Origin of the sequence: Klebsiella grimontii, from assembly GCF_042137965.1 — a bacterium.
GTDB lineage: Bacteria > Pseudomonadota > Gammaproteobacteria > Enterobacterales > Enterobacteriaceae > Klebsiella > Klebsiella grimontii.
The window spans coordinates 1,847,930-1,862,843 of sequence record NZ_CP169721.1; the positions used below are offsets into that span (position 1 = coordinate 1,847,930).

Genomic DNA, 14,914 nt, shown 5'->3' on the forward strand with positions numbered 1-14,914 from the left:
TTGTTCTTATTATATAAAAATACGCTCCGGTATTTTCACATTGAGGAACCGGGTAATGGTACCCGCAGCCTGTTACCCCTGAGTAGATGTTTTTGAGGTTACCGATCTTTTTCGGAATCCCGTCGCTAACAAGCCGTCAAATTCCTAATTTTAACGTACAGAATGCGCTCACCGGCGGGCACAGCGCGAGTTTACCAGCGCTCTTTTAACAAGTTAATGAACTGAAAAAAGTCATGATTGTTATTAAGACGGTATTTTTCCATGATTTTGCTTTTGTGCCAGGTGATGGTTTTGGGGGTGACTTTGTTGAGGGCGGAAATTTTAATGATATCAAAGCCATCGATGATGCCGGTGGCGACGGCAGCCTGCGATTTGGAGAGCATTTTATGCGGGCAATGGGTGCAAACGAGCGTGGAGTTGCTGCTCTGCGCGTCGGGGAGAATTTCGCTCCTTTTTAGCTCCTGGGCAATAATTTCGAACATCTCATCGATATTGACCGATTTGATAGAGACAAAGATAACGCCCTTGAGACAGTTAACGATCAGCTCTTTTTCCGGCAGCTTGTCATAGCTGTGCAGGATAATCACCGAACTGTTTTTTTTACGGTTCTTTATGCTGGTATTGCACAGATAGATCTCGCCGGGGAGAACTTCAGCGATGATGATATCTTTATCTAAAAAATCATTATGCTTATAAGAAAAAGCGACTTTGAGATTACCGCTGCGGCTGATGAGCTCATTGACGACGGAAACCAATGATTCTCTGAGAAAGGTATTTCTGGTGTTGATTGCGATGTTTACTTTTTTCATGGCGTTATTTCCCTGATATATCAACATAACGCCATGTTGTGATCAATCCTCCGGGCGTATGCGGTGATTGTTGCTATGCAGATTTCGTTATTATTAATGTGGCTTTAGTTATTTTCTGCGCGTAGAGTTCTTTGCTGAAAATGGAAATTTCTGTTTTCGCCTGTCGCGGATATACGACACCAGACTATAAACAGAAACGCAAAGGCAAAATATGCACAGTAATAAGGCTAACCATGTTTGCATGGCCATAATTGAGATCCTTTAACTTAATTTTTGGTTTTAAAAATGTACCTCACAGGCACGCGAATATTTTTATACTCTTCGTTAAACCGTGCTCGCGATGCGCGAACGAAAAGCGCCTGACAAACGGCCTGCATTCGGCTTGTGCTAAATTCAGCAATAGCCTGTTAGCTCAGCCGCTGTGGGTCAAAACGCTCACGACGCCCTGTCAATGTAAGAAAATTCTTAATGTGTTGTCAGTCTCATTTCTCTCAATCCTCTCAAAAACTGAAAAAAATTAACAAGAAACACCAGGCTGGAAACATACTAGTCATCACTCCGGGCGGATGGCGGAACAATAGCCGGCAGCGCCGCCGCTGCCGGCTGGGAAAAGGTCAAGAGAGAAACGCCAGCCCTTTGCCAAAAATCGCGCGAATCGGCAGGGTGATGCCCTGCAGGCGGGCCTTGTGCCGCAGGCGGCTGATCACCACGTCGATGCGGTGCAGTTCCGGTTCGCCCTCATCGGTAAACAGAGAAGTGTGCAGGTCAACTTTGCTGCACACTTCATTGCGGTTACGCATTAAGACTTCCAGCAGCCGGTACTCTTGCTGTGTTAGCGGCAGGATCCGCCCCGATGGCGCCACCAGGCGCTCGCTCTGGAGTATCCAGTGGGAAGGGGCTGACCGCTCCGCTAATGGCGCCGGATTGACGCTTTCCGCCGGTTGTTGCTGGCGAAGCCGGGAGCCCAGCGCGTGGATGCTCTCCGCGAGGTCGGAAAAGTTGACCGGCTTGATGAGATAGAGGTCGGCGCCGGCGTTTAAGGCCTGGAGCCGATCCTGCTCATGCCCTCTGGCGGTAATGACGACCAGGCCGAACTGGCCAATCTCGTGCAGATAGTCCAGCACGCTAAACCCGTCTTCGCCCGGCAGGCCAATATCGATAAGTACGATATCGACCGGATCGCGATGCAGCTGCCGCCAGAAGGCCTCGGCGCTGCCGACGCCCCAGGCGTCGAAGCCGCGATGGCGCAGAAAAGCCAGCAGCTCGTCGAGTAGATCTGCGCTATCTTCGATGATAGCTACGCGTAATGTCATGGTTTGTCCTTCTGCTGTCCCGTCAGCGGGAGAGTGAGCGCAAATTCGCATCCGGCTGAGCTATTTTCTGCCAGCCATAGGTCCCCGCCGTGGGCCTGGATGATTTGTCGGGCGACGTACAGCCCAAGGCCGGTCCCGGCCGGCGTTGTGGTGTGAGTTTCGCCGCGTCGATAGCGCTCGTAAATATGCTCGACCTGTTCCGGCGGGATGCCGGGACCGCGATCGCCAATGCGTAATTCAACGTGCTTTTCCTGCTGATAAATCTCGACTCTTATCTCCCCGGCTGCGGCATATTTAACCGCGTTATCGAGCAGGTTGGCGATCGCAATACACAGCAGCCCGCTATCAATAAACAGCACCGGTGAAGGGGATTGCGGGCCGACAGTTTGCCCCTCAAGGGTGACATTCAAATAATGATTAAGCGAAAGATCTACGACGGTCGCCGCCATATGGATGACCGGCAGCAGTTCGGCATCCTGCTTGTCGGCGTGCAGGTCTCGGGAGGAGAGGCGGGCGTCGGCCAGGCAGTTATCGGTGAGCTGCACCAGGCGGGTTGTCGCGCGCTGCATGCGATCGAGGCGCAAGCTCTGGGTGACGGTTGCGGGACTCAGGCGCAGATTTTCCAGCGCGGCCTGGAGGATCGCCAGCGGCGTTCTGAACTCATGCGCCACCATTCCCATAAACTGGCGCTGGTGGAAGCTGGCCTCGCGTTCAATCTGTAGCTCCCGCGCCAGCTGCTGCTTGCGCACCAGGGTACGGTTTTCCGCCCGCACCCGCAGCACCGCAATGATCAGGACGGTGACGATGTGGATAATCAGCGCGTACTGCCAGGTGGAATAAACCATGTTATGAAACGGAATGACGCCGTGGATAGAGAGCAGCGCCAGCCCGGCGGAGACCACGTATACCGGCGGCAGCAGCCCCAACAACAGGGTATTGATATCAACCGCTTTGCGCCGCCACAGCATCCATGAGGTGATCAACAGAATTGGCGCGGCGATGAAGAATATCCCCGCTTCAATCTGCATTGCCTGGCCGTAAAACCCTAGCGGGATACTGATTTGCAGAACAATGTTTAAGGCGATCGCCGCCAGCAGCAGTTGATACAGCCGTGGCATGTTTTTCTTCAAATCGAAAACTTCGCTATGTAACCACAGCGCGGTGGCGTAGCTCACCAGCGACAGGCAGCTAATCATGTAATCCTGCACCGGCAGTAGGGCGTCGCCAAAGAGCCATTCCGGGTAGCCATGAAGGGCCGCGACGAGCGGATAGTTGAGCGAGAACAGGCAGATCCCCCACAGCAGGCGTCGGCGCAGCGCGACGGCAAGCCACAGGGCGATACCGCTGGCAATCACCGCCAGGCCAAAATAGAAACTCCAGAAGGCGGTATCGAGGGTGGCCGAACGTACGAACTCCTGCGGTGACGAGAGCGTCGCCAGCAGGATCAGGGTGCTGGTGCTCTGGAGACGGAAGACCATCTCGTAGCCAGCCGCCGTGGGCGGGGGCGGTAAAATTAGCACGCTTTCGCGGTAGTCGAGATCGTTATCGCGGGCAGAAGCGTGGTCGCCAAACTCTTTTTGTTTCCAGGGGGCATCGCTAGCGTAGGGGCGATAAAAAACGGTCAAGCGATCGACAAACGACGGACCGAGCTGTAGCCAGCGCTGTTCGCCAGCAAACCAGGCCGCCGGGAGCGAAGTGCGTAGCCAGTAGGTCTTTGACGAATAGCCGAACGACGGGATAAGCGGCGCCGTTTTTAGCGCCTCCTCTGGCAGCGAAAGAAAGGCGTCGAGGGACATTGTATCGCTGGCGTCGGCGTACCAGTAGACCGGGATATCGATACCCAACTGCCGGACTTCCGCGCGCGCCGGCGCCCACCACAGCAGGGAAATGATGACGCCGCACATTGCCCAGAAATACGCGCTGTGGCTCCTGCGAATAAGATCAAAAAAAGCGCACAAACGATACAATCACGCCCCCTTATGGCATGGATTAATAAATCAGTACGGTAAAAATGAACAGGGACTCTGCTACTGGCACAGATAACCCTCCGCCATTCGGCAAATATACGTGTAGGGCTGGACAACGCAGCATTCTGCTGGTGCCGAAGATATTATTCCAGCGTTATCTACATGCCGGAGAACTGGCCAGACCTGCTGTAAGAAAATTCTTAATAAAAGTTAACGTATGGGGGAGTTGGATAATAAGCAAGCGGAAAGTTCAGTCGCGACATACGGTTTTATGATGTTATGCCATGAATTCACGCGATAGTTATATAAAAATTGACAATAAATTATTTAAGCAGCGCATATAAAACCAGATAGTTATATTAAACGTTAATTACCGTTGTTATTGATGGCCGGATAAAGGCGGCGCATTGCCCGCATGGTGGAATGAGGTTAGGTACGGTTCGAAGGATTGCTGACGGCAGGGGATAACAATGATTAGCATGGTGTTAACATTCCTGGCCGCTGTTTTAAAGCGATTGATTTTAACTAATTGAAATAAAAAGGATTGATTGTTTATTATTTGTCGTAAATGTTAACAGCAGATGCAAAAGTCAAAAATACCCGTATAATCATTGTCCCTTTTCCTGTCTTAAGTTTAAGCTGGAGGCACAATGGAGCTCAGTCGCAGGCAGTTCTTTCGCATCTGCGCGGGTGGTATGGCAGGGACGACCGTAGCATCGCTTGGTTTTCTTCCCTCGTTTTCCGCTCACGCAGAGACGCGTCAATATAAACTCTTAAAAGCTAAAGAAACCCGTAATAACTGCACCTACTGTTCAGTCGGCTGCGGGATCCTCATGTACAGCTTCGGAGATAACGCCAAAAACGTGCGTGAACGCATTTATCACGTCGAAGGCGACCCCGATCATCCCGTGAGCCGCGGGTCGCTGTGCCCAAAAGGCGCAGGCGTACTGGACTATATTCACAGCGATAACCGATTACGCTATCCGGAGTACCGCGCGCCGGGCTCGGATAAGTGGACGCGTATAAGCTGGGATGAGGCCATCGATCGTATCGCGCGATTGATGAAAGATGACCGCGACGCCAACTTTATCGAAAAGAATGCCCAGGGCGTCACCGTCAACCGCTGGACCTCAACCAGCATGCTGTGCTCTTCGGCGGCGAGTAATGAAACCGGGATCCTTGACGGTAAATTTACCCGCGCGCTGGGGATGGTATCGATTGACTGCCAGGCGCGCCTTTGCCACGGCCCGACGGTATCGGCGCTGGCGCCAACCTTTGGTCGTGGGGCGATGACCAACAACTGGGTGGATATTAAAAACGCCAATGTGGTGCTGATTATGGGCGGCAACGCGGCGGAAGCGCATCCGGTAGGGTTCAAATGGGTTATCGAAGCCAAAATTAAAAATAATGCGACCGTTATCGTCGTTGATCCGCGCTTTAACCGCAGCGCGGCGGTGGCTGACCTGTACGCGCCCATTCGCGCCGGCTCCGACAGCGCTTTCCTGCTCGGCGCGATCCGCTATCTGATCGAACACGATCGGATACAGCATGAGTACGTGCGTCACTACACCAACGCCAGCATGATCGTGCGGGAAGATTATGATTTCGACGAGGGGCTGTTTAGCGGCTTTGATCCGCAGAAGCGTCAGTACGATAAAGTCAGCTGGAACTATGAACTCGACGCTAACGGCTACGCCAGGCGCGATGATACGTGGAACCATCCGCGCTGCGTCTGGAATCTATTGAAACAGCACGTTGAGCGCTATACGCCGGAACTTGTCAACCGCCTGTGCGGCACCTCTTTACACGATTTTCAGCGCATTTGCGAACTGTTAGCCAGCACCAGCGCTGCGAATCGAACCGCGACAATCCTGTATGCCCTCGGTTGGACCCATCATACCACCGGAGCGCAAACTATCCGCGCGGCCGCGATGCTACAGCTGCTGTTGGGCAATATCGGCATGGCAGGCGGCGGCGTTAACGCGCTGCGCGGGCACTCCAATATTCAGGGTTATACCGACCTGGGACTGCTTTCGACCAATTTGCCGGGATATATGCCGCTACCGTCGGAAAAACAGGTTGATTATCAGAGCTATATTTCACAAATCACCCCCGCGGCGCTGGGCGTGAACGAAGTGAATTACTGGCAAAATACGCCGAAGTTTTTCGTCAGCATGATGAAAAGCTTCTGGGGCGATGCCGCAACCGCGGAAAACAGCTGGGGCTATGACTGGCTGCCGAAATGGGATCGTTTATACGATGTCATGACCCAGGCCGAGCTGATGGCCCAGGGCAAAATCAACGGCTACGTGGTGCAGGGATTTAACCCGCTGGCGGCGTTCCCGGATAAAAACAAATCCGCCCGCGCGCTGGCGAAGCTTAAATATCTGGTGGTGATCGATCCGCTGGTGACCGAGTCGTCGAATTTCTGGCAGAACCACGGCGAAATGAACGACGTGCGTCCTGCAGATATCCAGACCGAAGTCTTCCGCCTGCCGTCCTCCTGCTTCGCCGAAGAGAACGGTTCGATCGCTAATTCGGGCCGCTGGCTGCAGTGGCACTGGGCGGCGGCCGAACCGCCGGGCGAAGCGCTCCACGATGGCAAAATTCTCGGTCGCCTGTTTATGCGCCTGCGCGATCTGTATCGGCAAGAGGGCGGCGCAAACCCGGCGCCGGTGCTGAATATGTCCTGGGATTATCACGATCCCCTCGACCCGCAGCCGGAAGAGGTCGCCAGGGAGGCCAACGGCAAGGCGCTGCGCGATATCGTTGACGAGCAGGGCCGGGTGGTTGTCAAAAAAGGCCAGCAGTTGAGCAGCTTCGCGCAGCTAAAAGATGACGGTTCTACCAGCAGCTACTGCTGGGTTTACTGCGGCTGCTGGACCGAGCAGGGCAATCAGATGGCGAACCGCGATAATAGCGACCCGTATGGTTTAGGCTGTACGCCCGGCTGGGCATGGTCCTGGCCGGCGAACCGCCGCATCCTCTACAACCGCGCCTCCGCGGACCCGGCGGGTAAACCCTGGGATCCGCAGCGCTCGCTGCTGAACTGGGACGGCAAACGCTGGACCGGTATGGACGTCGCCGACTATAGCCAGGCGGCGCCGGGCACCAACGTCGGGCCGTTTATCATGAATCCGGAAGGCGTGGCGCGCCTGTTCTCGCTGGACAAACTAAACGATGGCCCGTTCCCGGAACACTATGAGCCTGTCGAATCGCCGATTGGCACTAACCCGCTGCACCCGAAAGTGGTCTCCAGCCCGGTAGCGCGCATCTTTCACGATGACCTGGCGAATATGGGCAAGGCGGATGAGTTCCCCTACGTGGCGACAACCTACTCGATCACCGAACTGTTCCGTCACTGGACCAAGCATGCGCGGCTGAACGCCATCGTTCAGCCCGAGCAGTTTGTTGAAATTGGCGAGGCGTTGGCGAAGGAGAAGGGCATCGTCGCGGGGGACACGGTAAAAGTGATGTCGAAGCGCGGGTTTATTAAAGCCAAAGCGGTAGTGACTAAGCGAATACAGGCGCTGACTATTGATGGCCGTACGGTGAATACCATCGGTATTCCGTGCCACTGGGGTTTTGAGGGGGCGACGCGGAAAGGATTCCTGGCCAATACGCTGACCCCATCGGTGGGGGACGCGAACTCGCAGACGCCTGAATATAAAGCTTTCCTCGTGAACGTGGAAAAGGTGGATACCCAATAGATTTCAGGTTGCAGGAAGGCGGTGACGCCGTGAATGCCGGGAGCGTAGAAACGCTACGTGACCGGGATGAATAAGGAAACCAACGAACCTGCAAACTGAAAGATGAAGGGTAAACGGAGACCAATTATGGCTTATCAATCGCAAGACATTATCCGTCGTTCCGCGACTAACGGCTTCACCCCCGCGCCCCGCGCGCGGGACCACCATGAAGAGGTGGCGAAGCTTATCGACGTCACCACCTGTATCGGCTGTAAAGCCTGCCAGGTGGCCTGTTCCGAGTGGAACGACATCCGGGATGAAGTCGGTCACAACGTCGGGGTGTACGATAACCCCGCCGACCTGACCGCCAAATCCTGGACCGTGATGCGCTTCTCGGAAGTGGAGCAGAACGACAAACTGGAGTGGCTCATCCGCAAGGATGGCTGTATGCACTGCGCCGACCCGGGCTGCCTGAAGGCCTGCCCGGCGGAAGGGGCGATCATTCAGTACGCCAACGGCATCGTCGACTTCCAGTCCGAGCAGTGCATCGGCTGCGGCTACTGCATCGCCGGCTGCCCGTTCAACGTGCCGCGCCTGAACCCGGAAGATAACCGCGTCTACAAATGTACGCTGTGCGTCGACCGCGTTAACGTTGGCCAGGAGCCGGCGTGCGTGAAAACCTGCCCGACCGGCGCTATCCACTTCGGCTCCAAAGAGGAGATGAAAACGCTGGCGGGCGAGCGCGTCGCCGAGCTGAAAACCCGCGGTTACGACAACGCGGGGCTGTACGATCCGGCCGGCGTTGGCGGCACGCACGTGATGTACGTGCTGCACCACGCCGACAAGCCGAACCTGTACCACGGCCTGCCGGAGAACCCGGAAATCAGCGCCACGGTTAAGTTCTGGAAAGGGATCTGGAAGCCTCTCGCGGCGGTCGGCTTTGCGGCCACCTTCGCCGCCAGCATCTTCCACTACGTCGGCGTCGGTCCGAACCGCGCGGAAGAGGAAGAGGACAATCTGGATGAGGAGAAAGACGAGGTGCGCAAATGAAAAGACGTGACACCATCGTGCGCTACACCGCGCCGGAGCGAATCAACCACTGGGTCACCGCCTTCTGCTTCGTGCTGGCGGCAGTGAGCGGACTGGGCTTTTTCTTCCCGTCCTTCAACTGGCTGATGCACATCATGGGCACCCCGCAGCTGGCGCGTATTCTGCACCCTTTCGTGGGCGTGATTATGTTTGCCTCGTTCATCATCATGTTCTTCCGCTACTGGCACCATAACCTGATCAACCGGGACGATATTTTCTGGGCGAAGAACATTCGCAAGATTGTGGTCAACGAGGAAGTGGGCGACACCGGGCGCTATAACTTCGGCCAGAAGTGCGTGTTCTGGGCGGCGATTATCTTCCTGGTGCTGCTGCTGGTGAGCGGGGTGATTATCTGGCGTCCGTACTTTGCGCCGGCGTTCTCCATCCCGGTTATCCGCGTCGCGCTGATGCTGCACTCCTTCTCGGCGGTCGCGCTGATCGTGGTGATCATGGTGCATATTTACGCCGCGCTGTGGGTGAAGGGCACCATTACCGCGATGGTGGAAGGCTGGGTGACGAAGACCTGGGCGAAGAAGCATCATCCGCGCTGGTACCGTGAAGTGAAAGCGAAACGGACGAAGGATTGATAAAACAAATACGATAAATTTGCTGCCATGCAGCGGATATTATCGTAGCGAGCGCGCGTAATGGCAGGTAAACCGCAAGGTGAACAAGCGATTACGCGCTATTTTTATCGGTAATTATTAGAGGGTAATCAACATAAAACCGCTGATAATAACGCTGTTTTATGAATGTTTTGGTTATCCATATCAAAGAATCGCCGGACGACTCTGGTTATGTTGGCCGTTGCGCCCGGAGAAACGCCCGGGTTAATTCATCACTCGTTGTGGAAGGGGACCTGACAGGATGACGACGAAATCGCTAACGCTTTCTTTGGATGAACAACAGTCAATTCCTTTGAGTACGGTCTCGGGGACCCTGGGCTACCTCGGCATGGATATTCGTCCGCTGGCTTCCGCGGGGATATGCAGTTTCGACCCCGGCTTTGCTAACACCGCAGGCTGTAAGTCGGCCATCTCGTGGATCGATACTGAAAAGAGCATTCTGCTGCACCGCGGCTATCCGGTCGATCAGCTGGCGCGCCAGTGCGACTTCCTGGAAGTGGCGTGGATTCTGCTGCGCGGTGATGCGCCTGACGAAGCCAGCTATCAGGACTTCAAAAACACGATTACCCGCCATAGCCTGGTGCATGAGCAGATTGCCCGCATGTGCAGCAGCTTTCGTCGCGACTCGCATCCGATGGCCTTAATGTGCGCCCTGGTAGGCACCCTGGCGGCGTTCTATCACGATGTGCTGGACGTTGAAAATCCTGAGCACCGCGCGCTGGCCGCCACCCGCCTGCTGTCGAAAATGCCAACGCTCGCGGCGATGAGCTATAAGTTTTCAATTGAGCAACCGGCGCAGTATCCGCGCAACGATCTTTCCTATGCGGGGAATTTCCTGCATATGCTGTTTGCTATTCCGGCGGAACAATATCAGCTGAATCCGGTGATTGAGCAGGCGATGAACCAGATCCTGGTGTTGCACGCCGACCACGGCCAGTGCGCATCGACGACCACCGTCCGGGCGGCGGGCTCCTCCGGGGCGAATCTCTTTGCCTGCGTCGCCGCCGGGCTCGCGTCTCTGTGGGGACCGGCCCACGGTGGGGCGAACGAAGCCAGTATGCGGATGCTGGAGGAGATCAACACCGTCGATCAAATTCCGGCGTTCCTGAGCAAAGCGAAACGCGACCCGCAGACGTTCCGTCGTCTGGGATTCGGTAACTCTCGCTACCGTCATCTTGACCCGCGCGCCGCTATTTTGCGCGAGACCTGTCATCGGGTACTGGAAGAGCTGGGGATGTCCGACATGCCGTTGCAGGTGGCGATGGCCCTCGAAGAGGTGGCGCTGACCGACCCGTACTTTGTTGAAAATGGCCTGTCGCCGAGCGTGGATTTCTATACTGCGGTGATCCTCAAGGCGATGGGGCTGCCTTCATCGATGTTTGTGGTGATTACCGCCGTGGGCAGAACGCTTGGCTGGGTGGCGCACTGGAACGAAATGCACGAAGCGCCGCTGACGATTTATCGTCCGCGGCAGATTTATACCGGCGAACAGCGGCGGGATTACGTTTCACGGCGTGAAGAGAAATAACAGAGCGCGGTTTTGATATTGTGTTCGTATTGTTGCCGGGCGGCGGCTGACGCCTTGCCCGGCCTACCAAACCCTGGTCGGTAGCCCGGATAAGGCGTCAGCCGCAATCCGGGATCGTACCGTGTGATTAACGAAACACCACCTGCGCCCAGCGGGCCAGCCCGGCGGTGACCGAGCCAAAATCATCGCCGCCGGCCACCGGAATGCCCGGCAGGTGTGCCGCCAGCGCTTTTTTGATCAACGGCGAGCGAGCGCTGCCGCCGGTCAGGTAAATCACATCCGGCTTGTCATTGCTGTTATCCAGCGCCAGCTGAACCTGCTCCATGATGCGGGCCAGCGGCTGATCCAGCGCCGCTTCCAGACCCTGCTGGCTGATGGCTGTCGCCAGCTCGTCGCTGATAAACGGCAGCCCGGCGGTGACGCTCGGCTGCGCGGACAGGGCGATTTTGCTCTCTTCCGCGCTCCGCACCAGGCGATAGCTCAGACGCTGACGCCAGACCTTCAGCAGCAGCGCGACTTTTTCGCTATCGCGGGCGCTGCGCAGCAAATCGTTAAGCAGGCGACCGTTGGCGGCGCTGTAAAAATCGGTTTGCGCCGGGACGTCGTTAATCGCCACCGCATTCCACCACGGCAGAATCGGCAGCGCGATGCCTTTTTCTGTATCGCCGCCCATACCCAGCAGCGGCATCAGGCATTTAAAGGCCAGGGCGATATCAAGGTCGTTACCGCCGACCCGGCAGCCGCTGTGGCCAAGCAGGCTTTGCTGGCGATCGGCTTTTTCCCGCCACTGCGGCCCCATCAATAGCAGTGAACAGTCGGTGGTACCGCCGCCGATATCGACGACCAGCACGCGTTTTTCCTCGCTCAGCGTCGCTTCGAAATCCAGACCGGCGGCGACCGGTTCAAACTGAAACACCACGTCGCGGAAGCCCGCGCGCTTTGCCGCACGTTCGAGAATGCCCTGCGCCTGGGCGTTGGCGTCATCGCCGCCCAGTCCCTGGAAGTTAATCGGCCGGCCGATAACCGCCTGGTCGATGGTTTCTGGCAGCTGCGTTTGCGCCTGGAGTTTGATATGCAGCATCATGGCGCACACTAAGTCTTCAAACAGCGCCACCTGCTGCGGCTTGAGCCCGCTGGCGCCGAGAAAGGATTTCGGCGACTTCACGAAGTAGACTTCTTCTGGATCTTCAACGTATTGATGCAGCGAAGCGAGACCAAACTGCACGCTGTTGCCGAGTACGTCGATATCTTCCTCGCGGTTGAAGCTAATGGCGCGACGCAGCAGCGCCTGGTTTTCATCCCCGTTGGGCGGGACATCGTGATGGCGGTAGAGCCACTCGCTGACCGCTTCGCGGGTCGGCGCGCAAAGCATGGATGGCAGCAGTGAACTGCCGTTTTCCAGCGTTAACAGCTGCGGCGTATTCTCGCGCATTACCGCCACCGAACAGTTAGCGGTACCGTAGTCAAAACCAATAAACATAGCCTGCAAAATCCCCATGCCGGTGAAGAAGGGGGGCGACTTTAGCGGATTGACGGCACTGCGACAACTGGAATTTAAAAGCAAGGCGCCCGCGGCGCAGAGCCGCTATGATTGAAGCGCTAAAAAAGGAGAAATGATGACGCTGCTACCCTGGCATCCCCCCTACGACTGGCAATGGATGTTTCATTTTCTTGAGGCGCGTACCGTGCAGGGGATTGAAACTTTTGTCGACAACAGCTACTGCCGCAGCTTTGCCCTCAATGGCCACGCCGGGCTGATCGCGGTGACGCCGGATGACGCCGCGCAGGGCATGCGGGTGACGCTTTCCGCCGGGCTACAGCCGGTCGCGGAAGAGTGCCTGGCGCGGGTTGCGCGCTTATTTGATTTGTCCTGCGACCCGCAGCGGATCGCCCTGACGCTGGGAAACCTCGCGCTGCCAAGGCCGGGGCTGCGCCTGCCGGGATCCCTGGATGCGTTTGAACAAGCGGTACGCGCGGTGCTCGGCCAACTGGTGAGCGTGGCCATGGCGGCAAAGCTGACCGGGAAAGTGGTGGCTGCCTTCGGGGAACCGTTGACCGATGCGCCGGGCTTTTATCTGTTCCCGAGCGCGCAGCGGCTGGCGCAGGCCGATCCGCTGGCGCTGAAGGCGCTGGGTATGCCCCTGCGGCGGGCGGAGGCGCTGATTCACCTGGCGCGGGCGGCCATCAGCGGCGAACTTCCCCTCCGGGCGCCGGATAATATCGACGCTGGAATAAAGCAGCTGCAGACGCTGCCCGGCATTGGCCGCTGGACGGCGAACTATTTCGCGCTGCGCGGCTGGCAGGCGCCGGATATCTTTCTGGCGGATGATTATCTGATTAAACAGCGTTTTCCCGGCATGACGCCGAGCCGGATTGCGCGCTACGCCAGCCGCTGGCACCCCTGGCGCTCGTACGCTTTATTGCATATCTGGTATACGCAAGGCTGGTCGCCGGAGGAGGAATAGACCCGAGAGGCGCTTAGCACTGGTATCGACGCGCTGAAATCCCTATAATTGCGGCGTTTGGCGGTCAACCGCCACCCTTCCTACATTCCCAGGTTAATCAGGTCGCAAAAATTTATGACTGATACGTCTCATCAGTGCGTCATTATAGGCATCGCCGGCGCATCGGCTTCGGGCAAAAGCCTTATCGCCAGTACGCTATATCGTGAATTACGTGAACAGGTCGGCGATGAACATATCGGCGTTATTCCGGAAGACAGCTATTACAAGGATCAAGGTCATCTGTCGATGGAAGAGCGTGTAAAAACCAACTATGACCATCCGAGCTCCATGGATCATAGTCTGCTGTTTCAGCATCTGCAGATGCTGAGAAGCGGCCAGCCGATAGAGTTGCCGGTATACAGCTACGTTGAACATACCCGTATGCCGGAAACTATCCATATCGAACCGAAGAAAGTCATCATTCTTGAAGGGATTCTGCTGCTGACCGACGCTCGCCTGCGCAACGAACTCAGCTTCTCCATTTTTGTCGACACCCCGCTGGACATTTGCCTGATGCGCCGCATCAAGCGAGACGTCAACGAGCGCGGACGTTCGATGGATTCAGTGATGGCGCAGTACCAGAAAACGGTGCGCCCGATGTTCCTGCAGTTTATCGATCCTTCCAAGCAGTATGCCGATATTATTGTGCCTCGCGGCGGTAAGAACCGTATCGCCATCGATATTCTGAAGGCCAAAATCAGTCAGTTCTTTGAATAACACGAACGAATTGTGTAACGTGCAAAGAGAAGCCAATTTGCCCTTATCCCCGGAAGGCGTAGGGGCGCAATGCCTTAAAGGAGAACGTTCATGCGTCTGTGCGACCGAGATATAGAAGCCTGGTTGGATGAGGGGCGACTGGCCATTAATCCGCGCCCGCCCGTTGAGCGCATTAACGGCGCGACGGTCGATGTTCGGCTGGGGAATAAGTTTCGGACTTTCCGCGGGCACACGGCGGGCTTTATTGACCTGAGCGGGCCGAAGGCGGAAGTCAGCGCGGCGCTGGATCGGGTGATGAGCGAAGAGATTGTTCTGCCGGATGGTGAAGCGTTCTTCCTGCATCCGGGCGAGCTGGCGCTGGCGGTGACCTTTGAATCGGTTACCCTGCCGCCGGATCTCGTCGGCTGGCTGGATGGCCGTTCCTCGCTGGCGCGTCTGGGCTTGATGGTGCACGTTACCGCGCACCGCATCGATCCGGGCTGGTCCGGCTGTATCGTTCTGGAATTCTATAATTCGGGTAAGCTGCCGCTGGCGCTGCGTCCAGGGATGCTGATCGGCGCGTTAAGTTTTGAACCCTTATCCGGCCCGGCGGTGCGTCCTTATAACCGCCGCGAAGATGCGAAATATCGCGACCAGCAGGGCGCGGTAGCGAGTCGAATCGACAAGGATTGA

The 14,914-nt window shown here is 56.5% G+C and carries 12 protein-coding genes; 7 read left to right on the forward strand and 5 right to left on the reverse strand.

Translation table 11 applies throughout. The annotated features are described in order from the left end of the window. Nucleotides 1–191 precede the first annotated feature (191 nt). From ACE3MN_RS08775 to ACE3MN_RS08790, 4 genes are all read right to left on the reverse strand, one after another. On the reverse strand, nt 192–809 hold the full coding sequence (locus ACE3MN_RS08775) for a helix-turn-helix transcriptional regulator (protein ID WP_049100350.1): 618 nt from the start codon (nt 807–809) through the stop codon (nt 192–194). A 108-nt stretch (nt 810–917) separates the two neighbouring features. Beyond that, nucleotides 918–1,058, reverse strand: coding sequence for a small membrane protein (locus ACE3MN_RS08780; protein WP_004138686.1), 141 nt, complete (start codon nt 1,056–1,058; stop codon nt 918–920). A 365-nt stretch (nt 1,059–1,423) separates the two neighbouring features. Then, entirely contained in the window at nt 1,424–2,122 is a 699-nt protein-coding gene (locus ACE3MN_RS08785) for a response regulator transcription factor (protein WP_004122558.1), read from the reverse strand. Continuing rightward, nucleotides 2,119–4,026, reverse strand: coding sequence for a sensor histidine kinase (locus tag ACE3MN_RS08790; RefSeq protein WP_049113241.1), 1,908 nt, complete (start codon nt 4,024–4,026; stop codon nt 2,119–2,121). Before ACE3MN_RS08790 ends, ACE3MN_RS08785 begins: the two co-directional genes overlap by 4 nt. 713 nt (nt 4,027–4,739) lie before the next feature. Between ACE3MN_RS08790 and fdnG the strand changes: the two genes are divergently transcribed. From fdnG to ACE3MN_RS08810, 4 genes are all read left to right on the forward strand, one after another. Then, entirely contained in the window at nt 4,740–7,799 is a 3,060-nt protein-coding gene (gene fdnG, locus ACE3MN_RS08795; RefSeq protein WP_142446785.1) for a formate dehydrogenase-N subunit alpha, read from the forward strand. A 126-nt stretch (nt 7,800–7,925) separates the two neighbouring features. Further along, entirely contained in the window at nt 7,926–8,828 is a 903-nt protein-coding gene (fdxH, locus tag ACE3MN_RS08800) for a formate dehydrogenase subunit beta (RefSeq protein ID WP_049132202.1), read from the forward strand. Continuing rightward, nucleotides 8,825–9,454, forward strand: coding sequence for a formate dehydrogenase cytochrome b556 subunit (gene fdoI, locus ACE3MN_RS08805; protein ID WP_004138689.1), 630 nt, complete (start codon nt 8,825–8,827; stop codon nt 9,452–9,454). The genes fdxH and fdoI overlap by 4 nt, the downstream gene beginning before the upstream one ends. 280 nt (nt 9,455–9,734) lie before the next feature. Further along, nucleotides 9,735–11,021, forward strand: coding sequence for a citrate synthase (locus tag ACE3MN_RS08810; protein WP_138110090.1), 1,287 nt, complete (start codon nt 9,735–9,737; stop codon nt 11,019–11,021). 127 nt (nt 11,022–11,148) lie between these two features. On the opposite strand, the gene yegD is transcribed toward ACE3MN_RS08810, so the two are convergent. After that, nucleotides 11,149–12,501, reverse strand: coding sequence for a molecular chaperone (gene yegD, locus ACE3MN_RS08815; RefSeq protein WP_004138692.1), 1,353 nt, complete (start codon nt 12,499–12,501; stop codon nt 11,149–11,151). Nucleotides 12,502–12,637: 136 nt separating this feature from the next. Here yegD and alkA point away from each other — a divergent pair, with 136 nt between their 5' ends. From alkA to dcd, 3 genes are all read left to right on the forward strand, one after another. Beyond that, nucleotides 12,638–13,486: a DNA-3-methyladenine glycosylase 2 gene (gene alkA, locus ACE3MN_RS08820; RefSeq protein WP_004138693.1), complete on the forward strand. Its 849-nt coding sequence runs from the start codon at nt 12,638–12,640 to the stop codon at nt 13,484–13,486. Nucleotides 13,487–13,600: 114 nt separating this feature from the next. After that, a complete protein-coding gene (udk, locus tag ACE3MN_RS08825; RefSeq protein WP_004122537.1) occupies nt 13,601–14,242 on the forward strand; it encodes a uridine kinase in 642 nt (213 codons plus the stop codon). 90 nt (nt 14,243–14,332) lie between these two features. After that, nucleotides 14,333–14,914: a dCTP deaminase gene (dcd, locus tag ACE3MN_RS08830; RefSeq protein ID WP_004122535.1), complete on the forward strand. Its 582-nt coding sequence runs from the start codon at nt 14,333–14,335 to the stop codon at nt 14,912–14,914.